The sequence below is a fragment of the Streptomyces sp. DSM 118878 genome (assembly GCF_052936595.1).
The window spans coordinates 5,953,644-5,973,449 of the sequence record NZ_CP193622.1 but is presented as its reverse complement, the minus strand read 5'-3'; the positions used below and the strand labels follow the sequence as shown (position 1 = coordinate 5,973,449).

At 71.2% G+C, this 19,806-nt stretch carries 17 protein-coding genes; 7 read left to right on the top strand and 10 right to left on the bottom strand.

All coding sequences use genetic code 11. The features are described from left to right. The first annotated feature begins 7 nt into the window (after positions 1-7). Entirely contained in the window at positions 8-709 is a 702-nt protein-coding gene (locus ACRAKF_RS26680; protein ID WP_447040079.1) for a helix-turn-helix domain-containing protein, read from the top strand. A gap of 22 nt (positions 710-731) precedes the next feature. Here ACRAKF_RS26680 and ACRAKF_RS26675 read toward each other — a convergent pair whose 3' ends face one another. After that, positions 732-1,757, bottom strand: a complete 1,026-nt coding sequence (locus ACRAKF_RS26675; protein WP_447040078.1) for an ATP-dependent 6-phosphofructokinase — start codon at positions 1,755-1,757, stop codon at positions 732-734. 290 nt (positions 1,758-2,047) lie between these two features. On the opposite strand from ACRAKF_RS26675, the gene pta reads away from it, so the two are divergent. The 3 genes from pta (at position 2,048) to pyk (ending at position 6,901) form a co-directional block, all read left to right on the top strand. Further along, complete coding sequence (gene pta / locus ACRAKF_RS26670; RefSeq protein WP_447040077.1) at positions 2,048-4,126, top strand: phosphate acetyltransferase; 2,079 nt, start codon at positions 2,048-2,050, stop codon at positions 4,124-4,126. A 23-nt stretch (positions 4,127-4,149) separates the two neighbouring features. Further along, positions 4,150-5,370, top strand: a complete 1,221-nt coding sequence (locus ACRAKF_RS26665) for an acetate kinase (protein ID WP_447040076.1) — start codon at positions 4,150-4,152, stop codon at positions 5,368-5,370. A 106-nt stretch (positions 5,371-5,476) separates the two neighbouring features. Then, on the top strand, positions 5,477-6,901 hold the full coding sequence (gene pyk, locus ACRAKF_RS26660) for a pyruvate kinase (RefSeq protein WP_447040075.1): 1,425 nt from the start codon (positions 5,477-5,479) through the stop codon (positions 6,899-6,901). Positions 6,902-6,985: 84 nt separating this feature from the next. On the opposite strand, the gene ACRAKF_RS26655 is transcribed toward pyk, so the two are convergent. The 4 genes from ACRAKF_RS26655 to ACRAKF_RS26640 form a co-directional block, all read right to left on the bottom strand. Beyond that, a complete protein-coding gene (locus ACRAKF_RS26655; protein ID WP_447040074.1) occupies positions 6,986-8,371 on the bottom strand; it encodes a hypothetical protein in 1,386 nt (461 codons plus the stop codon). Further along, positions 8,361-8,876: a DUF6114 domain-containing protein gene (locus ACRAKF_RS26650; RefSeq protein ID WP_447040073.1), complete on the bottom strand. Its 516-nt coding sequence runs from the start codon at positions 8,874-8,876 to the stop codon at positions 8,361-8,363. Before ACRAKF_RS26650 ends, ACRAKF_RS26655 begins: the two co-directional genes overlap by 11 nt. Positions 8,877-9,032: 156 nt before the next feature. Next, positions 9,033-9,650 (bottom strand): DUF6230 family protein, encoded by a 618-nt coding sequence (locus ACRAKF_RS26645; RefSeq protein WP_447040072.1) that lies wholly within the window; start codon positions 9,648-9,650, stop codon positions 9,033-9,035. 633 nt (positions 9,651-10,283) lie between these two features. Next, positions 10,284-11,267, bottom strand: a complete 984-nt coding sequence (locus tag ACRAKF_RS26640; protein ID WP_447040071.1) for a tetratricopeptide repeat protein — start codon at positions 11,265-11,267, stop codon at positions 10,284-10,286. A 352-nt stretch (positions 11,268-11,619) separates the two neighbouring features. Here ACRAKF_RS26640 and ACRAKF_RS26635 point away from each other — a divergent pair, with 352 nt between their 5' ends. Next, positions 11,620-12,264 (top strand): TetR/AcrR family transcriptional regulator, encoded by a 645-nt coding sequence (locus tag ACRAKF_RS26635; RefSeq protein WP_447040070.1) that lies wholly within the window; start codon positions 11,620-11,622, stop codon positions 12,262-12,264. 13 nt (positions 12,265-12,277) lie between these two features. On the opposite strand, the gene ACRAKF_RS26630 is transcribed toward ACRAKF_RS26635, so the two are convergent. From ACRAKF_RS26630 to ACRAKF_RS26610, 5 genes are all read right to left on the bottom strand, one after another. Then, entirely contained in the window at positions 12,278-13,369 is a 1,092-nt protein-coding gene (locus ACRAKF_RS26630) for an alpha/beta fold hydrolase (protein WP_447040069.1), read from the bottom strand. 150 nt (positions 13,370-13,519) lie between these two features. After that, positions 13,520-15,220 carry an acyl-CoA mutase large subunit family protein gene (locus ACRAKF_RS26625; protein WP_447040068.1) on the bottom strand — a complete coding sequence of 567 codons (1,701 nt, stop codon included), beginning with the start codon at positions 15,218-15,220 and terminating at the stop codon, positions 13,520-13,522. A 74-nt stretch (positions 15,221-15,294) separates the two neighbouring features. After that, complete coding sequence (locus ACRAKF_RS26620) at positions 15,295-15,627, bottom strand: DUF3817 domain-containing protein (protein WP_447040067.1); 333 nt, start codon at positions 15,625-15,627, stop codon at positions 15,295-15,297. A 115-nt stretch (positions 15,628-15,742) separates the two neighbouring features. Further along, positions 15,743-16,252, bottom strand: a complete 510-nt coding sequence (locus ACRAKF_RS26615) for a MarR family winged helix-turn-helix transcriptional regulator (RefSeq protein WP_447040066.1) — start codon at positions 16,250-16,252, stop codon at positions 15,743-15,745. A 10-nt stretch (positions 16,253-16,262) separates the two neighbouring features. Continuing rightward, entirely contained in the window at positions 16,263-17,600 is a 1,338-nt protein-coding gene (locus ACRAKF_RS26610) for an MFS transporter (protein WP_447040065.1), read from the bottom strand. A gap of 102 nt (positions 17,601-17,702) precedes the next feature. Between ACRAKF_RS26610 and ACRAKF_RS26605 the strand changes: the two genes are divergently transcribed. Then, positions 17,703-18,701, top strand: a complete 999-nt coding sequence (locus ACRAKF_RS26605; protein WP_447040064.1) for a DUF5937 family protein — start codon at positions 17,703-17,705, stop codon at positions 18,699-18,701. A 66-nt stretch (positions 18,702-18,767) separates the two neighbouring features. Then, positions 18,768-19,805 carry a glycoside hydrolase family 6 protein gene (locus tag ACRAKF_RS26600; protein WP_447040063.1) on the top strand — a complete coding sequence of 346 codons (1,038 nt, stop codon included), beginning with the start codon at positions 18,768-18,770 and terminating at the stop codon, positions 19,803-19,805. The last annotated feature ends 1 nt before the right edge of the window (position 19,806 follow it).

Below are 19,806 nucleotides of genomic sequence, written 5' to 3'. Positions count from 1 at the left end.
TGTGCCCGTGCAATCGAGCCAACCGCCGCAGCCTCCCACGCCGCCCTTCGACTTCCCCGCCGCCCGCCGCCTGCGCGAGGCGCTGGGGATGGCGCACGGGCACGTCGCCTACGGAATGCGGGCCAGTTACGGGCTCACCCACGTCACCCCCGACACCGTCGCCTCCTGGGAGCGCGGCCTTTCGGCGCCCAGCTCCGCCGAGCTCACCGCGCTCGCGGCCACGCTCTGGTGCTCTCCCGGGGACCTCATGGGCGCCGCGAGGACCCTGCGGGAGCACCGGCTGGCGCACGGGCTCGCCCCGGAGGACGTCGCCCGGCAGTCCGGCGTGGAGCTCCAGGCGTATCTGCGGATGGAGGAGACCAACACCTGGCGCGGCAACGACCGGCAGTCCCAGGCGCTCGCCCGCGCCCTGCGGCTGACCGTGCCCGACTTCGTGGAGGTCACCGGACGCGCCGAGCCCCTCGCCGAACTGCTGCGCAGCGCCGTCACCACCCGCTGGCAGGGATACGTGCGGCCCGTGGCCAAGCTGCTGCCCGTGGAGAAACGGCACGTCGAGGACGTGCTGCGGCAGATGCACGACGACTACCAGGCACGCATGGCACGGACCCTGAGCTGGGGCTCAGGGTCCGGTTCGGACGCCTCCGGCGAGGCCGGGCGGGACTATCTGGAGCGCGTCCTCGAACACTTCTGGGGTCTCGTCCGGAGCTAGGGGGTTCTGATGCAGAAGCCCCCTAGAAGACCGACTCGGCCTCGTCCATCCGGTTCCTCGGCACCCTCTTCAGCTCCGTGACCGCCTCCGCCAGCGGCACCATCGTGATGTCCGTGCCGCGCAGCGCCGTCATCCTGCCGTAGTCCCCGTTGTGCACGGCCTCGACCGCGTGCCAGCCGAAGCGGGTCGCGAGGACGCGGTCGTACGCGGTGGGGGTGCCGCCGCGCTGGACGTGGCCGAGGATGACCGGCTTGGCCTCCTTGCCGAGGCGGGTCTCCAGCTCGTACGCGAGGGCCGTGCCGATGCCCTGGAAGCGCTCGTGGCCGAACTGGTCGATCGCGCCCACGCCGTAGTTCATGGTGCCCTCCTGGGGGTGCGCGCCCTCGGCCACGCAGATCACCGCGAACTTCTTGCCGCGCGAGAACCGCTCCTCGACCAGCTTGACCAGGTCGGCGGGGTCGAAGGGGCGCTCGGGCAGGCAGATGCCGTGGGCGCCGCCCGCCATGCCGGACTCCAGGGCGATCCAGCCGGCGTGGCGGCCCATGACCTCGACCACCATCACGCGCTGGTGGGACTCGGCGGTGGTCTTGAGTCGGTCCATGGCCTCCGTGGCGACGCCGACGGCCGTGTCGAAGCCGAAGGTGCGGTCCGTGGAGGAGATGTCGTTGTCGATCGTCTTCGGGACGCCGACCACCGGCACGCCCGCGTCGGAGAGCATGCGCGCCGCGGTGAGCGTGCCCTCGCCGCCGATCGGGATGAGCGCGTCGAAGCCGCTGCGCTCGATGAGGTCCTTGGCGTTGTCGCAGGCCGCGCGGAAGCGGCCGCGCTCCAGGCGGGACGAGCCGAGGATCGTGCCGCCACGGGCCAGGATGCCGCTGACCGCGTTCAGGTCGAGGGCGCGGTAGCGCCCGTCGAGCAGGCCCGCGTAGCCGTCCTCGAAGCCGATGACCTCGTCGCCGTAGTGCGTGACGGCACGGTGCACGACCGACCGGATCACGGCGTTGAGGCCGGGGCAGTCGCCGCCCGCGGTGAGAATTCCGATACGCATCGCGCTGTGTCTCCTGCTCGCTACAGGTACTTGTGAGCCGGTCCGATTGTTCCACGGCCGGAGGGGGGACGCCGCTCACACGTGTTTGGGGGATGTTCGTGCGACAGGGATGGAGCCCTCCGGGCCAGGGCACCCGTCCTTCGGGCGGCCGCGGGGATCCTCCACAAGCCCTCTATTCAGGCGCAGAGGTATTGTCAAGAGGGCACAGCCGCGATATCGGGTAATTTGTCCAGCTCGCTCGGCGGCCCGCTCCGGGCGTCCTGGGAGCAGCGAAGAAGGGAAGAGCACGCGTGACGCGCAGCGTGTACGTGACCGGGATCGACCGCGGCGACGGCCGCCAGGTCGTCGAACTGGGAGTCATGGAACTCCTGACGCGCCAGGTCGACCGGGTCGGTGTCTTCCGCCCGCTCGTCCACGACGGCCCCGACCGCCTCTTCGACCTGCTGCGGGCCCGCTACCGCCTCTCGCAGGACGCCGCGTCGGTGTACGGCATGGACTACCACGAGGCGTCCGCGCTCCAGGCCGAGCAGGGCACCGACGAGCTCGTCTCACGGCTCGTGGACCGCTTCCACGCGGTGGCCGCGGACTACGAGGTCGTGCTCGTCCTCGGCACGGACTTCGCCGACACCCAGTTGCCCGACGAGCTCGCGCTCAACGCCCGGCTCGCGAACGAGTTCGGGGCCTCCGTGATCCCCGTGGTCGGCGGCAGGAAGCAGACCGCCGAGTCGGTGCGCGCCGAGACGCGCAACGCCCACCGCGCGTACGAGAGCCTCGGCTGCGACATCCTCGCGATGATCACCAACCGGGTCGCCCCCGCCGACCGCGCCGAGATACACGAACTGCTCGCCCCCGACCTGCCCGTGCCCAGCTACGTCCTGCCGGACGAGGCCGCCCTCTCGGCGCCGACGGTCGCGCAGATCACCCATGCGCTCGGCGGCCGCGTCCTGCTCGGTGACGACTCCGGGCTCGCCCGTGACGCGCTCGACTTCGTCTTCGGCGGCGCCATGCTGCCGAGGTTCCTGGAGGCCCTGACCCCTGGCTGCCTCGTCGTCACCCCCGGCGACCGCGCCGACCTGGTCGTGGGCTCGCTCGCCGCGCACAGCGCCGGTACGCCGCCCATCGCGGGCGTCCTGCTCACCCTGGACGAACAGCCGGGCCAGGAGATCCTCACCCTCGCCGACCGCCTCGCGCCCGGCACCCCGGTCATCGCCGTCTCCGGCGGCTCCTTCCCCACGGCGGCCGAGCTCTTCGCCCTGGAGGGCAAGCTGAACGCCGCGACGCCCCGCAAGGCGGAGACCGCCCTCGGCCTCTTCGAGCGGTACGTGGACACCGCGGACCTCCTCGGCCGCGTCTCGGCGCCCAGCAGCGACCGCCTCACGCCCATGATGTTCGAGCACAAGCTCCTGGAGCGGGCCCGCTCCGACCGCCGTCGCGTCGTGCTGCCCGAGGGCTCCGAGGAGCGGGTGCTGCGCGCCGCCGACGTACTGCTGCGCCGGGGCGTCTGCGACCTGACGCTGCTCGGCCCGGTCGAGCAGATCCGCAAGAAGGCCGCCGACCTCGGCGTCGACCTCGCCGACTCCGAGGTCGTCGACCCGCAGACCTCGGAGCTGCGGGATCGTTTCGCCGCGCGCTACGCCGCGCTCCGCGCCCACAAGGGCGTCACCGTCGAGCTCGCCCACGACGTGGTGGCCGACGTGAACTACTTCGGCACGCTGATGGTCGAGGAGGGCCTCGCCGACGGCATGGTCTCCGGCTCGGTGCACTCCACCGCCGCGACCATCCGGCCCGCCTTCGAGATCATCAAGACCAAGCCGGAGGCCACGATCGTCTCCTCGGTCTTCTTCATGTGCCTCGCCGACAAGGTCCTCGTGTACGGCGACTGCGCGGTGAACCCGGACCCGAACGCCGTGCAGCTCGCCGACATCGCGGTCCAGGCGGCCGCGACGGCCGAGCAGTTCGGTGTGGACCCGCGGATCGCGATGCTCTCCTACTCGACGGGTACGTCGGGTTCGGGCGCCGACGTCGACAAGGTGCGCGAGGCCACCGAGCTGGTGCGCGCCGGCCGCGCCGACCTGAAGGTGGAGGGGCCGATCCAGTACGACGCCGCCGTGGAGCCCTCGGTCGCCGCCACCAAGCTGCCCGGCTCCGACGTCGCGGGCCAGGCCAGCGTGCTGATCTTCCCCGACCTGAACACCGGCAACAACACCTACAAGGCCGTGCAGCGCTCGGCCGGCGCCATCGCCGTCGGTCCGGTCCTGCAAGGCCTGCGCAAGCCGGTGAACGACCTGTCCCGGGGCGCGCTCGTCCAGGACATCGTCAACACCGTCGCCATCACCGCGATCCAGGCCCAGACCCCGGCCACCGGCTGACTTCCACAGAAAGCGCTGCGTCAGTGACCTCCACTCGTGTACTCGTCCTCAATTCCGGCTCCTCGTCGGTGAAATACCAGCTCCTCGACATGCGGGACCGCTCCCGGCTCGCCGTCGGCCTGGTCGAGCGGATCGGTGAGGCGAGCTCGCGGCTGCGGCACACGCCGCTGGCCGATGGCGGCTCGGAGCCCCGCGAGCGCGAGGAGCCGATGGCCGACCACGAGGCGGCCCTCAAGGCCGTCGCCGCGGAACTGTCCGCCGACGGCCTCGGCCTCGACTCCCCCGAGCTCGCCGCGATCGGCCACCGGGTGGTGCACGGCGGCCTGAGGTTCACCGAGCCGACCGTGGTGACGGACGAGGTGCTCACCGAGATCCAGCGGCTCGTGCCGGTCGCCCCGCTGCACAACCCGGCGAACATCACCGGCATCCGCACCGCCCGGGCGCTCCGCCCCGACCTGCCGCAGGTCGCCGTCTTCGACACCGCGTTCCACACGACGATGCCGGAGTCCGCCGCGCGTTACGCGATGGACGTGGCGACCGCCGACCAGCACCGCGTACGCCGCTACGGCTTCCACGGCACCTCCCACGCCTACGTCTCGCGCGCCACCGCCGAGCTGCTCGGCAAGGCTCCCGAGGACGTCAACGTGATCGTGCTGCACCTGGGCAACGGCGCCTCGGCGTCGGCCGTGCGGGGCGGCAGATGCGTGGACACCTCCATGGGGCTCACGCCGCTGGAGGGGCTCGTGATGGGCACCCGTTCCGGCGACATGGATCCGGCGGTCATCTTCCACCTGGCCCGGGTGGGCGGAATGGGGATCGACGAGATCGACGACCTGCTGAACAAGAAGAGCGGTCTCGTCGGGCTCTGCGGCGACAACGACATGCGGGAAATCCGGCGCCGGATCGACGAGGGCGATCGGGAGGCCGCGCTCGCCTTCGACATCTACATCCACCGCCTGAAGAAGTACATAGGCGCCTATTACGCCGTGCTCGGCCGGGTGGACGCCGTCGTGTTCACCGCGGGCGTCGGCGAGAACGCGGCGCCGGTGCGCGAGGCCGCCGTGGCCGGCCTCGAGGAGCTGGGCCTCGCGGTCGACGGCGAGCTCAATTCCGTACGATCCGACGAAGCCAGGCTGATTTCGCCGGAATACGCGCGCGTGGCCGTCGCCGTCGTTCCGACGGACGAGGAACTGGAGATCGCGAACCAGACTTACGCGCTGGTCAGTGACCCGGAGAAAGCGTGAATCCGCATTCGGCCCGGCGCCGCAACGCCTGAGCGCACTTCCGCCCATTTGTAGATTCCACCAGACGGAATATTCCGCCGCGAAACAAACCGATAGGATCGTCCCCATGCGCCGTTCCAAAATCGTCTGCACGCTGGGCCCAGCCGTCGACTCCGAAGATCAGCTCATCGCGCTGATCGAGGCCGGTATGAACGTGGCCCGCTTCAACTTCAGCCACGGCACGCACGCCGAGCACCAGGGGCGGTACGACCGCGTCCGCTCGGCCGCCGGGAAGACCGGCCGTGCCGTCGGCGTCCTCGCCGACCTCCAGGGCCCGAAGATCCGCCTGGAGACCTTCGCCGAGGGACCCGTCGAGCTGGTGCGGGGTGACGAGTTCACCATCACCACCGAGGACGTGCCCGGTGACAAGTCGATCTGCGGCACCACCTACAAGGGGCTGCCCGGCGACGTCTCCAAGGGCGACCAGGTCCTGATCAACGACGGCAACGTCGAGCTGCGCGTCGTCGAGGTCGACGGCCCGCGCGTGAAGACGATCGTCGTCGAGGGCGGCGTCATCTCCGACCACAAGGGCATCAACCTGCCCGGCGCGGCCGTGAACGTGCCCGCGCTCTCCGAGAAGGACGTCGAGGACCTGCGCTTCGCCCTGAAGATGGGCTGCGACATGGTCGCCCTGTCCTTCGTGCGCGACGCGGGCGACGTCAAGGACGTCCACAAGGTGATGGACGAGGAGGGCCGCCGGGTCCCCGTCATCGCCAAGGTGGAGAAGCCGCAGGCCGTCGCCAACATGGAGGGCGTCGTCGCGGCGTTCGACGCCGTGATGGTGGCCCGCGGTGACCTCGCCGTCGAGTATCCGCTCGAAAAGGTCCCGATGGTGCAGAAGCGCCTCGTGGAGATGTGCCGCCGCAACGCCAAGCCGGTGATCGTCGCGACCCAGATGATGGAGTCGATGATCACCAACTCGCGCCCCACGCGCGCCGAGGCGTCCGACGTCGCCAACGCGATCCTGGACGGTGCGGACGCGGTCATGCTGTCGGCCGAGTCCAGCGTCGGCGCGTACCCGATCGAGACCGTCAAGACGATGTCGAAGATCGTCGTGGCGGCCGAGGAGGAGCTGCTCTCCAAGGGCCTCCAGCCGCTCGTGCCCGGCAAGAAGCCGCGCACGCAGGGCGGTTCGGTGGCCCGTGCCGCCGCCGAGATCGCGGACTTCCTGGGCGCCAAGGCACTGGTCGCCTTCACCAAGTCCGGTGACACGGCCCGCCGTCTGTCCCGCTACCGCGCGGCCCAGCAGATCCTGGCCTTCACCACCGACGAGTCGACCCGCAACCAGCTCACGCTGAGCTGGGGCGTGGACACCTACGTCGTGCCGCACGTCGACAACACCGACGCGATGGTCGAGATCGTCGACGCCGAGCTGATCAAGCTCAACCGCTTCAACGACGGCGACACGGTCGTCATCACCGCGGGCTCGCCCCCCGGCGTCCCCGGCACCACCAACATGGTCCGGGTGCACCACCTGGGCGGCGGCAACTAGGACGCGTTGAGGGCGCCCCCTGGTTCAAGGGGGCGCCCTTCGCGCTGTCAGCCGGTTCAGCTCCGGTTCAGCCGTTCAGCCGGTTCAGCTCGTGATCGACTGGTGCAGGCCGGGAATCGTGAGGTTCCCCCCGAACTGGCCCGCCTGCTGCACCGTCACATCCGTGAAGTGGATCAGCGGGATGTTGAGCGGCGGCGGGTGCTCGGGGTCGAAGGTGACCGGGATGAGCCCGAACAGCTTGCCCGAGATCCGCTCGGTGTACATCGTGGTCTCCCCGCCCCTGATGGTGGACGTGGAGCCCTTGGCCGCCTCTACGTGGTACTTCTTGCCGCCCGGCCCCTCGACGATCTGGTGCAGGTCGCCGATGTCGGTGTTCTGCACGACGTACTTCAGGGCCTGCTTGCTCTTGCCGTTGGGCATCGTCAGGTTCACGACGCCCTGGTAGTCGGCGCCCTTGAGCGTCAGCGAGCTGGCTTCCAGGTGCCACGGCTGGTTCGGGATCGGGACGGGCGTCTGCTCGCCCTCGCCGTCGACCTTCTTCTCGACCACGCACGGGAACGGCTTCTTGCCGTTCGCGTCCGGCGCCATCGGGTCCTCGGCCTCGGCCCCGTCCTTCTCCTGGGCCCCGTCCTTCTCCTCGGCCTCGTCCGCGACGCCGTCGGTGTCCTTCTCCAGGCCGTCCTCGACGCCGTCACCGACCTTGCCGACCGTGTCCTTGACCGGGTCGGTGACCTTGCCCGTGGTCCCTTCGGCCTTGTCCTCGTCCCCGTCCTCGGGGGACTTGGTCTCCTCGGAGCCGGAGGAGGTGGGCGCCGGGCTCGCGGGCTCCTTCTTCTCCTCCTCCTTCTCCTTGCCGTCGGGCGTGAAGGCGTCCTTCAGGGCGTCGCCGAGGCCCAGCGGGTCCAAGGGGTTCCTGGTCTCGGCGGGCTCGGGCTCGTCGGCGTCGTCCTTGGCGTCCGCCCCGTCCCCGGCGGAGGGTGACGCGGTCGCGGAGGGCTTCCCCTCGCCCCGCGCGTCGTCGCCCTGCTCGTCCTGGCCGGCGCCGGACGTGTCCCCGTCGGACGTGTCCCCGTCGGACGCCTTCTTCCCGGCGTCCTGCTCGGCGGCGTCCTTCTCCGCGGGCTTCTCCGCAGGCTTCTCCGCGTCCTTCTCCGCGTCCTTCTCCGCGTCCTCTTCCTTCGCCTTTCCGGCGTCCTGCCCCGCCTCGTCCTCCGCGTCCTTGTCGGGCGCGGTGACGCAGGGGCCGTCCTGGAAGGGGTTGTCGGGGACTCCGGGCTTCGCCTGTGCGAGCGTCGGGGTCAGACCCATGCCCATCAGGACCGCGGTCGGCATGGCCGCGATGGCTATCGCCTTGCCCGCGGGTACCTGAAGCCGGGTCAGCAGCGGCTTCCTGGGTGCCGCGTGGCGCGGCCCGGTTCTCGCACGGAGCTCCCCCGAGGAGCTCTCGTGGTGCACCTCGTCAGCCGGCACGGCGCCTCCCGTTCGTCCCGTTCGTCGGGCTCGTTCCTGACAGATCGTCCTGCGCGCCGCTCACCCCACCCGCGGCCGCCGTGGCGGGAGCCCCTGGCTCACCGGCAGGCCTGGCTGCCGCCCAGGAGACGCCGAGGGCGCCGCCGATCAGGGCGAGCAGGAAGCCGATGACGAAGCCGCCGAAGTTGGACACCACGAGGGAGACCAGGGCGAGCAGGATCGCCGCGACGCCCGCGAAGACCCGGGAGTGCGGCTGGAACCACATGGTCAGGCCGAGCACGACCAACAGCACACCGATGATCAGCGACCCGGCGCCGGCGGTGGTCGCCATCCGGATCGTCATCGTGCCGAGCGTGAGGTTCGCGTACGGGAAGTACATGATCGGGATGCCGCCGAGAAGAGTCAGCAGACCACCCCAGAACGGGCGCTGACCGCGCCACCCCCGGAACGATCGGCGCATCCGGCCGAGCTTGTCGCTCAGTCCCACTTGCGCTTCGGCGCTCATGTCGTACAGCTCCTCGGGAATGGCGTTGGTTCTGTGTGTCGTGCGGATTCGGGCACGGGGACGGCTCCGTCGAGTGCCGTCGCGCCCCCGCGCCCGGCCGTTCATCGCATCGAGTGCGTACCGAACTGCGTACGACCTACCGGGGCAGCGTCGGCCCTAGTAGCACTCGTGCTTGCCCTTCTTGACCGACATGGCGAGGCCAGAGAGCTTGAAGGTGCCGGCGGTGGTCGCCCACGCACGCTGCTTGACGTCGGTGAACTGCACCGACTCCGCCTGCTGCGCGAACGAGTCCGGGGCGTACTTGTCGCCCTTGCTCGGACCCGGGCCCTTGGTGGTCCGGTCGACCGATACACCGATGTCGATCTTTTTGAAGGTCGCGTTGGCCTGCAGGTCGTCGGCGTCGATGTACAGCTTCTTCGCCAAGACCTTCGGACCACCGGGCGCACCGGCGTTGAGGGTCATCGACACATCGCCGAAGACCGGTACCGGGACGACCACGGACTGGCACAGGTTGGTGATCTTGGCCGATTCGAGGCCGACGACGGTGACCGGGTGGTTACCCGACTTGCCGCTGTCCAGGGCCCCGTACTGGACGAATCCCGTGCCGTCGAGTTTGTCGGCAGTCACCTTGAACTGCTGACCTGACACACTGAACGATGCCGCGAGCGCACCCTGGGACAGGGCGACGCCTATCGCGGCTGTCGCCGCGACGCTCGGCACCATGACCACGGCGAACCGCTTCCATCTGGTTCCGCCACGAGCCACGGACTCCATGACTTTCCTCCTTCTCGGACGTACATCTCCGGCCCTGACTGCTCCCGTTCGGGCGGCTCAGCCGGGCAGGGATGGGAGAAGTGCTACGTCCTCGGGAAGGAGAGCGCCCGTATCGGAGGCGCGTACCGCACCACACATCACCGGCGATCACCCCCGAGCGACAACCACTGGTCGCGCCTGACGCATCACGCACAACCTCACGGACAGGCCCTGCCGGAACGGCAGAGACCCCCCTGTCCAAGACCGGCGACGGCGTCACCGGTCTGCTCGGTGGGGACCTCAGGCCCGCTCCCCGAGTGGTTGTCGAGGCCGCGGGTCATTGGACCGAGCGTCGCCGATCGTGGTGCATTCTCGGTCCCCGCACAAGGGGGCTCGTTACTCGCTGGTAACGGAGGGATAACCGGGCTGCGACCGCCTGGTATCGGTCGGCCACGGACGGTGTCTCGGGCGGCGGGAGCGAAACAGACATGGACGGGCGAAAGCGCCCAGAAGGAAGTTGATGCCTTACTCGGAGTAACAGTGGCCGCGTTTACCAAGTTTTGGTAAAGCGCGGCCACTGTGTGCACCGGGGGACGAAGTTTTCACCCCGGCATCACATGCCCCGGCGTTTAACGACTGGTCAGCCGATACCGGTCAGAACAGGACACGGGCGAGGGCCGTGCGTGACGCGATCACGCGCGGGTCGTCGGCGCCCACCACCTCGAAGAGTTCGAGCAGGCGCACCCGCGCCTTGTCGCGGTCGTCGCCCGCCGTGCGGCGCACCGCGTCGATGAGCCGCCCGAAGGCGTCCTCGACGTGGCCGCCCACCAGGTCGAGGTCGGCGGCGGCGATCTGCGCCGGCACGTCGGCCGGCTTGTCGGCCGCTTCCTTGCGGACCTGCTGCGGGTCGAGGTTCTGGACGCGCTCAAGGAGCTCGGCCTGGGCGAGCCCGAGCTTGGCCTCCGTGTTGGCCGGGTCGTCGCTGAGCACGTTCTTGTACGCCTGGACGGCACCGGCGAGGTCACCCGCGTCGAGCGCCTGGACGGCCGCTTCGAGCAGCGCGTCGTACGGGCCCGCGGGCGCCTCCGGCGCCTCGGCGGGCTCCTCGCCCCCGGCCGCGGGGTCGACCGCGAGACCGGTCAGGCCGAAGCGCTCCTCGCCGACCTGGATGAGCTGGTCAAGGGTCTGGCGGATCTGCGTCTCGGGGGCCGCGCCCTGGAAGAGCGGGAGCGCCTGCCCGGCGACCACCGCGAAGACGGCCGGAATCCCCTGGACCCCGAACTGCTGCATCAGCATCTGGTTCGCGTCGACGTCGATCTTGGCGAGGAGGAAACGGCCGTTGTACTCCTGCGCGAGCCTTTCGAGGAGCGGGCTCAGCTGCTTGCACGGCTCGCACCACTCGGCCCAGAAGTCGATGACGACCGGGACCTCGGTGGACCGCTGCAGGACCTCCTGCTCGAAGCCCGCCTCGTCGACATCGATGACCAGGCTCGACGGGGAGACCGCGGCGCCCGCCGCGCCCCCGCCCTGCCGGGCCGCTTCGGCGCGCGCCTGCTCCGCCTTCGCCTTGGCCTCCTGGGCCGCCTTCACCGCGGCGAGGTCGACGACACCGCTCATGGACATGTTCCGTGGCTGCATGAGTACATCCTCCCCCAAGCCGTGGGCGAACCGCGCCCGCCTGTGACGCCCCGCCGGATTGCGGAGTCCCAGGGGCACGGCTCAAGGTCCCGAGGAGGACCGTTGCTTGGCCCGGGGTCCCCACCCCGCGCCTCGGGTCCTGCGTGATTCGTGTGCGTGGTTGCGCTCTGGTCGTACTGTGGTGTCGCTCCGGCGGCCTCTGTGTGGTGTCGCCGGTGGCGCTCGTGCACAGGGCAGCTTTCGCTACGGGTCGTAGCGTAACCGGCGCCCGGCGGACCTGGGAAGACGCCCCCGGTGATCTCTCTCACTCCGTGCTCGGGCCACGGCCGTACTGGCCGGTATGGTCGCGGGCATGCACAGTCCCCCCACTCCCTCCCACCGCACGGGCGGCCGTCCGCGGAGCCCGGCCGCCGATGCCGCGATCCTGGAGGCGACCCGGCAGGGTCTCGTCGAACTCGGCTGGTCGAAACTGACGCTCGGCGCCGTCGCCACGCGGGCACGGGTCGCCAAGACGACGCTGTACCGGCGTTGGGCGGGCAAGAGCGAGCTGGTCGTGGACGCGGTGGCCGAGCTCTTCGACGAGCTGGAGCTGCCGGACAGGGGCAGCCTCGCCGCGGACATCGAGGGCGTGGTCCTGCAATTCGCGCTGCTGCTGGGACGGCCCGAGACGAAGACGGCCCTCATGGCGGTCGTCGCCGAGTCGACGACGGACGAGCCGCTGCGTGACCGCATCAAGGCGTCCATCGTGGACCGTCAGAAGCGGCTGGTCCTCGCCGGGCGGAAAAGGGCGCAGGAGCGGGGCGAGCTCCCCGCGGAGCCGGACGACGCCGCGGCGGCCCGCACGGCGGACCTCATCTTCGACGTGATCGCCGGCGCGGTGGTCCACCGGGCGCTGGTCAGCGCGGAACCGGTCGACGAGGAGTGGGCCCGCCGCTTCACCCTGCTGCTGCTGAGCGGCCTGGCCACGGCGGCGGGTACTCCGGGCGAGCCCGGCTGACTGCTTCGGCTGACTACTTCTTGGCCCAGGCGCAGCTACCGAGCGTGGCGTGGCCCTTGTCGACGAGCCGGTCCGCCTCCCTGGCGACGAGCACGCGCGTGTGCTTGCCCTTGCAGACGACCGTGCGGTCGTCGTGCCCGGCCATGTCGACCAGGATCTGGTCCCAGTGCCGGTACTGCACGTCGTGGCCGGAGTCGACGTACGTCCGCACCTTGCGCACCTCGGGCAGCTCCCGCTGCCAGGTCTTCAGGGTCTCCGGCGGGACGGTGGTGTCCTTCTTGCCGCCGTAGAGGTGGACGGGCGCGTCGAGCTTCGACAGGTCGGGGCCGGGGCGCTCGCAGTACAGCCGCTGCTCGTGGACCTGGGGCGCCGGGTCGGACTGCTGGCCGCGCTGGTTGTAGGTCCGCGCGCCTTCCTCGTACGCGGTGTCGGCGAAGCCCGGAATCGACTTCACGGGGCTGTCGTCGGGGAAGGCCCACCACTTGCGCGGGTCCTTGATCTGGTCCCGCACGGCGTCGGCGAGCGCCTCGTCGCTCATGCCGCAGAACGCGGGCTCCGTGCCGTAGGGCGGCAGGGCCGCGGCCAGGTGCAGCGCCGAGACGCGCTCGGGGGCCTTGGCGGCGAGTTCGGCGGCGTACGGGCCGCCGCCGGAGATGGCGACCACGGTGAAGTCCTTCACCTTCAGCCGGTCCATGACGGCCAGGGCGTCCTCGGCGTAGTCGCCCTTGTCGAGCCCGGCGTCGTACTCCGTGTCGCCGAAGCCGTTGCGCTCCACGGAGATCAGCCGCAGGCCCAGGTCTTCGCGGGTGGTGCGGAAGAAGTCCGTCATGTGCGAGGCGCGGGCGCTCGTGCCGGTGCCGCCGATGTACAGGACGGGGCGGCCGTCCGTGTTGCCGGTGTCCGAGTAGTGCGCCGTCCGCCCGTCGGCGAGCTTCGCCGCCCGCACCTCGGGACCGAGCGAGTCGAAGTCGTCCTGCACCTTCGGCTCGGGCGGCGGGCTCGCGCTGACCTCACCGGAGCCTCCCACGAACAGCGCACCGAGAACGGTGAGGGTGGCGGCTCCTATGGCGATGGCGGCGGTGCGGGCGTGGCCGGACGAGCTCACGGAGTCTCCTGGGTCGGGGGCGGTGAACCCGGCGCCTGCCCTGGCCTGGGGGCCTTAAACCTGCGTTCTTCTCACGTTTGCCCGGAAACCCGCGGGCCGGTGGGGGCTTGTCGCGCAGTTCCCCGCGCCCCTTACGGGGCGCGGGGCGAGCTAGAACCCCGGCGGCTCCACGTACACGCCCCACTCGTCGCGGAGCACCCCGCAGATCTCTCCGAGGGTCGCCTCGGCCCGTACGGCCTCCAGCATGGGGGCGATCATGTTGGAGCCGTCGCGCGCCGCCGCGAGCATCGCGTCGAGCGAGGCACGCACGCGTGCGTCGTCCCGTCCCGCCTTGCGTCCCACGAGGTCCTTGACCTGCTCCCGCTCCACCTCGTGGCTGACCCGCAGGATCTCCAGGTCACCGGTGACCGAGCCTTCGAGGCAGTTGACGCCGACGACGCGCTTGTCGCCCTTCTCCACCGACCGCTGGTACTGGAAGGCGGACTCGGCGATCTCGCCGGTGAACCAGCCGTCCTCGATGCCCCGCAGGATGCCGGACGTGATCGGCCCGATGGGGTGCTGCCCGTCGGGGCACGCCCGCCGCCCGCGCTCCTTGATCTGCTCGAAGATCTTCTCGGCGTCGGCCTCGATGCGGTCGGTGAGCTGCTCGATGTACCAGGAGCCGCCCAGCGGGTCCGCCACGTTCGCGACGCCGGTCTCCTCCATGAGTACCTGCTGCGTGCGCAGCGCGATCTCGGCGGCCTGCTCGCTGGGCAGGGCGAGGGTCTCGTCGAGGGCGTTGGTGTGCAGGGAGTTCGTGCCGCCGAGCACCGCGGCGAGCGCCTCCACCGCCGTGCGCACGACGTTGTTGTACGGCTGCTGGGCGGTGAGGGAGACACCGGCGGTCTGGGTGTGGAAGCGCAGCCACTGGGCCTTGTCGGTCTTCGCCCCGTACTCCTCGCGCAGCCAGCGGGCCCAGATGCGGCGCGCGGCGCGGAACTTCGCGATCTCCTCGAAGAAGTCGACGTGCGCGTCGAAGAAGAAGGAGAGGCCGGGCGCGAAGACGTCCACGTCGAGACCGCGGGAGAGGCCGAGCTCCACGTACCCGAAGCCGTCCGCGAGGGTGTACGCGAGCTCCTGCGCGGCCGTCGCCCCGGCCTCACGGATGTGGTACCCGGAGACGGAGAGCGGCTTGTACGCCGGGATGTCGCGCGCGCAGTGCTCCATCAGGTCGCCGATGAGGCGCAGGTGCGGCTCGGGCTGGAAGAGCCACTCCTTCTGCGCGATGTACTCCTTGAAGATGTCCGTCTGGAGCGTGCCGTTGAGGACGCCGGGGTCGACGCCCTGGCGCTCGGCCGCGACCAGGTACATGCAGAAGACGGGCACGGCGGGCCCGCTGATCGTCATGGACGTCGTCACGTCGCCGAGCGGGATGTCCTGGAAGAGGACCTCCATGTCGGCGGCGGAGTCGATGGCGACACCGCAGTGGCCGACCTCGCCGAGCGCGCGCGGGTCGTCGGAGTCGCGGCCCATGAGGGTCGGCATGTCGAAGGCGACCGAGAGGCCGCCGCCGCCGTTGGCCAGGATCATCTTGTAGCGCTCGTTCGTCTGCTCGGCGTTGCCGAAGCCCGCGAACTGGCGGATGGTCCAGGTCCGGCCGCGGTACCCGGTGGGGTAGAGCCCGCGCGTGAAGGGGTACTCCCCGGGCCAGCCGATCCGCTCGAACCCGTCGTACGTGTCGCCGGGCCGCGGCCCGTACACCGGGTCGACGGGGTCGCCGGAGAGCGTGGTGAAGTCCGCGTCGCGCTTGCGGGCCTTGTCGTAACGGGCCTGCCAGCGGCGGCGGCCTTCCTCGATCGCGTCAGCGTCCATACCTTCGAATTTACTAGGACGTCCTAGTAAATGTCGATGGGAAACCGCCACGAGCTTGCCCGTGGCGGCGGAGGCTACGCCTTGGCGGTGACCGGCGAGCCGTCGGTGATCAGCGGCTCCACGTCTCGGACGACGCTGCGCTCGACGAAGAAGGCGGCGGTCGGGATGGTGCCGGAGACCAGCACCCACAGGAGCTTGCCGAACGGCCACTTCGCCTTGGAGCCCAGGTCGAAGGCGAAGATCAGGTAGATGATGTAGAGCACGCCGTGCACCTGCGACACGACGAGCGTCAGACCCTCACCCTTGTCGAAGCCGTACTTGAAAATCATGCACACGCACAGCACGAGCAGCATTACGGCGGTGACGTAGGCCATCACCCGGTAGCGGGTCAGCACGCTTCGCTTCATGACTACGAGCGTAACGGCCCGTTGCGCGCGATCTTCGCCGACCCCGCCCCGGGCGGAACGAACCGCTTCGCTTCGCCGCCCCGCGGTACGTGGCGTGCGCCGCGCCACTTCTCCGCTACTTCTCCTCGAAGTCCTCCGCGGCGATCCGCAGGGGCCGCAGCATCGCGAAGATCTCCCCGCACTCCTCCGCGTCGTACGCCCCGAGCCCGAAGTCCATCGCCATCAGCTCGTGCGTGGCGGCCTCGACGACCTCGCGTCCCTTCTCCGTGATGGAGGCGAGCGTGCCGCGTCCGTCGTTCGGGTTCGGCCGCTTGTCGACGAGGCCCGACTTCACGAGGCGGTCGACGGTATTGGTGACGGAGGTGGGATGCACCATGAGCCGCTCGCCGATCTTCGACATCGGCAGCTCGCCGGCCTGCGAGAAGGTGAGGAGCACCAGCGCCTCGTAGCGCGCGAAGGTCAGTCCGTACGGTTTGACGACGGCGTCGACCTCGGCGAGCAGGATCTGGTGCGCGCGCATGATCGAGGTGATCGCGCCCATGGCCGGCACCGATCCCCAGCGCTGCTTCCAGAGCTCGTCGGCGCGGGCGATGGGATCGAAGGGAAGGCTGAGCGGCTTCGGCACGCCAAAGACCTTACCCGCCGGTCATATGCTGGTCCGCCCCGTCTCGCGATCCGGGCGCACGTTCCTCCGGAGCGGGCGCGGCGGCCACGTCCGGAGCGGGTGCGGCGGCCGCCGTGCGCCGCACCTCCGCCGCGAGGAACAGACAGCAGACCGCGCCGAGGAGGCCCGCCCCCGCGACGACCGTGCTCACGGCGCAGAACTCGGCGGCCAGGCCCGCGAGCGCCATGCCCACGCCCTGCACGGTCATGAGCCCCGCCGTGTGCACGGTCATCGCGCGCCCCCGCAGCCCCTCCGGCACGGCGTCGACGAACCAGCGGTCGAGCCCCAGGGTGTACGCGGACCCCGCCCCCGCGAGGGCCAGCGCGGCCACGGCCCAGCCGAGGCCCGGCGTGCACACGTACACGGCGAGCGGCAGCAGGGTCAGGGAGGCGAGCGGCAGCACGATGCGGGCCCGCGAACCCGCGGACAGCGCGGACCCGGCGTACAGCTCGCCCGCGATGGTGCCCACCGGCAGCGCGCACATCAGCAGCCCCACACCCGCGACGCCGACCCCGATCTGGTCGGCGTAGGGAGCGGCGAGCGCCTCGGGGGCGACCATGAACATGGGCGGCACCCAGAAGAGCAGCAGCAGGGCCCGCACCCGGCGGTCGCCGAGCACCTGGCGCGCGCCGCTGAGCGAGTAGCGGACCAGCGCCGCGCCACCGCCCCCGCGCGCGGGCCGCTTCCGGGTGCCGAACCGCAGGAGCAGCGCCGACGCGGCGAACGTGGCGACGGTGATGACGAGCGCCCCGCGCGGCGGCACGAACGTGAGCAGGATGCCGCCGAGCCCGAATCCGGCGAGGACCGAGCTCTGCGAGACGATCCGCAGCAGGGAGCGGCCGAGGACGAACAGGTCGCCGTCGCCCAGGATGTCGGTGAGGGTGGCCATCCGGGTGCCGCTGAAGACGGGCGCGACGAGGGCGATGACGCAGCGCAGGGCGAGCAGCCCGAACACGGGTGTCATGGGTGACGCCATGAGTGCCGCGCACCCGGCGCACACCACGTCGCAGACGACGAGCACCCGCCGCGGCGGGAACCGGTCGGCGATCCCGGAGAGCAGCGTCCCGCCGACCAGGTAGGGCAGCATGCCGAGCGCGAACGTGAGGGCGCCGAGCAGCGGGGACCCGGTGAGCCCGTAGACGAGCACGGTCAGGGCGATCTCGCTGATGACGACGCCGAGCAGGGAGAGCGCGTGCGCGACGAAGACGGCACGGAACTCCCGGACGGCGAAGACCCGGAGATAGCCGGTGGCGGGCTCGGCGGCGGGCTCAGTGGCGGGCCCGGCGGTGGACTCGGCGGTGTCTTTCATGACCGCAGACTGACGCGGGGCCGCCGACGGCCCTAAAGTTTCGGCCCCAGGCGAATCTCCCGGCCCGGAGCGGCCGGAGCAGGCCCCGCGAGGGAGGTGTGCGTGTCGTTCCGTCTGCGGTTCGGCCGGGATGATCTGCTGCGCTGCCGGTTCGCGGTGTCGCCCTTGTGGGAGACCCAGGAGGCCGTGCGCACCCTGAAGCGGCCCGATCGGCACGGCTACCACCCGCAGTGGCTGCGCCGCATCCGCGAGGCGGCCCGCGAGGTCGACCTCGGCGCGGTGTGGCTCCTGATGCCGCAGCGGGGCCACTCCCCCGACTTCCTCGGACCGCCCCCGATCGGGCCCGCCGCCCGCTTCGAGGAGGAGATCGCCGCGGTCCGCGCGACCGACCCCGGGGCGGCGCGGGACGACATGGCGCGGGCGCTCGCCTGCACGCCGGGCGCCGCCGCCTCGCCGAAGGGGCGGGCGCTGCTGGCCGATCCCGCCCGTGCCGTCGCGGAGCTCGCGGACGCCATGGAGGCCGCCTGGCACGCTCTGATCGAGCCGGAGTGGCCACGGCTGCGGGCCCTCCTCGAAGCCGATGTCGCCCACCACTCGCGGCGGCTCGCGGAGGTCGGCCTCGGCGGGCTGCTCCCCGAGATCGACCGGCGGCTCTCCTGGAACTCGGCGACGCTGACCGTCGAGTGGCGGGACGAGTCCGTGCGGCAGCTCGCGGGCCAGGGCCTCGTGCTGGTCCCGAGCGTGTTCTCCTGGCCGGATGTGATCAGCGGCTTCGATCCCCCGTGGCAGCCCTCGCTCGCCTACCCGGCGCGCGGCATCGCGGGCCTGTGGAGCGAGCCCGCCGAACGCACGCCCGAAGCGCTCGTACGCGTCCTCGGCCGGGGCCGCGCCACGGTGCTCGCCGCGCTGGACGTGCCCGGCACCACGACGGAGCTGGCCCGGCGGCTCGGCCTCGCCGCGTCCTCCGTGTCGGCGCACCTCGGCGCGCTGCGGGACGCGGGCCTGCTCGACGCGCGGCGGTACGGCCACCAGGTGCTGTACGAGCGGACCCCGCTCGGTATCGCGCTCCTCGACGGCGGTGTGGCACGAGGCCAGGAATAACCCCATATGCAACGATTGCCGGGCTGACTGACCATCAGAGCTCCCACCGTCGCCCAAGGGGTCTGGATGCACCGGCTGCTCCGCACGTTCACGGCACTCACGGCTCTCGCCGCACTCGGCCTCACGGCGGGCTGCTCGTCGGGGTCCGGTTCCGAGGCCGGCGCCACGCGGCCGGAGGGCGCCGCCGCGACCGGCCCGTCCGCCGCGGCCTCGAAGGCGCCGCCGAACACGTTCTGGGTCGACCCCGACAGCCCCGCGGCCCGCCAGGTCCAGGAGTGGCGGCGCGAGGGGCGCGAGCGGGACGCGGAGGTGCTCAGGCGGATCTCCGAGCAGCCCGTGGCCGTCTGGCCGGCCGGTGACGACCCGGCGTCCGACGTCAGGGCGGCCACCGAGGGCGCAATGAAGGAGGGCCGCACGGCGGTGCTCGTCGCCTACAACATCCCGCACCGCGACTGCGGCCAGCACTCCGCGGGCGGCGCGGGCAGCGCAGAGGCCTACCGCGGCTGGGTGGACAGCTTCGCCGAGGCCATCGGGGACGCCCCCGCGGTGGTCATCCTGGAGCCCGACGCGATCCCGCACATCGTGGACGGCTGCACCCCGCAGGAGTACCACGCCGACCGCTACGACCTGCTCTCCGGGGCGATCCAGCGGCTGAAGCGGCAGCCGTACGTCAAGGTGTACCTCGACGCGGGCAACCCCGGCTGGATCACCGACGCGCACAAGCTCTCCGAGCCGCTGCGGCAGGCGGGCGTCGCCCGTGCCGACGGCTTCTCGCTGAACGTCTCCAACTTCCAGAGCGACGCGACCACCAAGTCGTACGGCCGCACCCTGTCGGCGACGGTCGGCGGCAAGCACTTCGTGATGGACACCAGCCGCAACGGCAAGGGCCCACTGGCGGGCGACCGGCAGGACGCCTGGTGCAACCCGCCGGGCCGCGGCCTCGGCACCCCGCCGACCGACCGCACGGACGACCCGCTGCTCGACGCCGTCCTGTGGATCAAGCGCCCCGGCGACTCCGACGGTCCCTGCCGGGGCGGCCCGGCGGCGGGCCAGTGGTGGCCGGACTACGCGCTCGGCCTGGCCCACAACGCCAAGGACGCGTAGC

Bases quoted from the DNA above. Each gene is read 5' to 3' on its own strand.
- ACRAKF_RS26640 (WP_447040071.1), bottom strand. From the start codon at position 11,267: ATGCAGCCACGGAACATGTCCATGAGCGGTGTCGTCGACCTCGCCGCG.
- ACRAKF_RS26610 (WP_447040065.1), bottom strand. From the start codon at position 17,600: ATGAAAGACACCGCCGAGTCCACCGCCGGGCCCGCCACTGAGCCCGCC.
- ACRAKF_RS26645 (WP_447040072.1), bottom strand. From the start codon at position 9,650: ATGGAGTCCGTGGCTCGTGGCGGAACCAGATGGAAGCGGTTCGCCGTG.
- ACRAKF_RS26600 (WP_447040063.1), top strand. From the start codon at position 18,768: ATGCACCGGCTGCTCCGCACGTTCACGGCACTCACGGCTCTCGCCGCA.
- ACRAKF_RS26625 (WP_447040068.1), bottom strand. From the start codon at position 15,220: ATGGACGCTGACGCGATCGAGGAAGGCCGCCGCCGCTGGCAGGCCCGT.
- ACRAKF_RS26675 (WP_447040078.1), bottom strand. From the start codon at position 1,757: ATGCGTATCGGAATTCTCACCGCGGGCGGCGACTGCCCCGGCCTCAAC.
- ACRAKF_RS26650 (WP_447040073.1), bottom strand. From the start codon at position 8,876: ATGAGCGCCGAAGCGCAAGTGGGACTGAGCGACAAGCTCGGCCGGATG.
- pyk (WP_447040075.1), top strand. From the start codon at position 5,477: ATGCGCCGTTCCAAAATCGTCTGCACGCTGGGCCCAGCCGTCGACTCC.
- ACRAKF_RS26620 (WP_447040067.1), bottom strand. From the start codon at position 15,627: ATGAAGCGAAGCGTGCTGACCCGCTACCGGGTGATGGCCTACGTCACC.
- ACRAKF_RS26635 (WP_447040070.1), top strand. From the start codon at position 11,620: ATGCACAGTCCCCCCACTCCCTCCCACCGCACGGGCGGCCGTCCGCGG.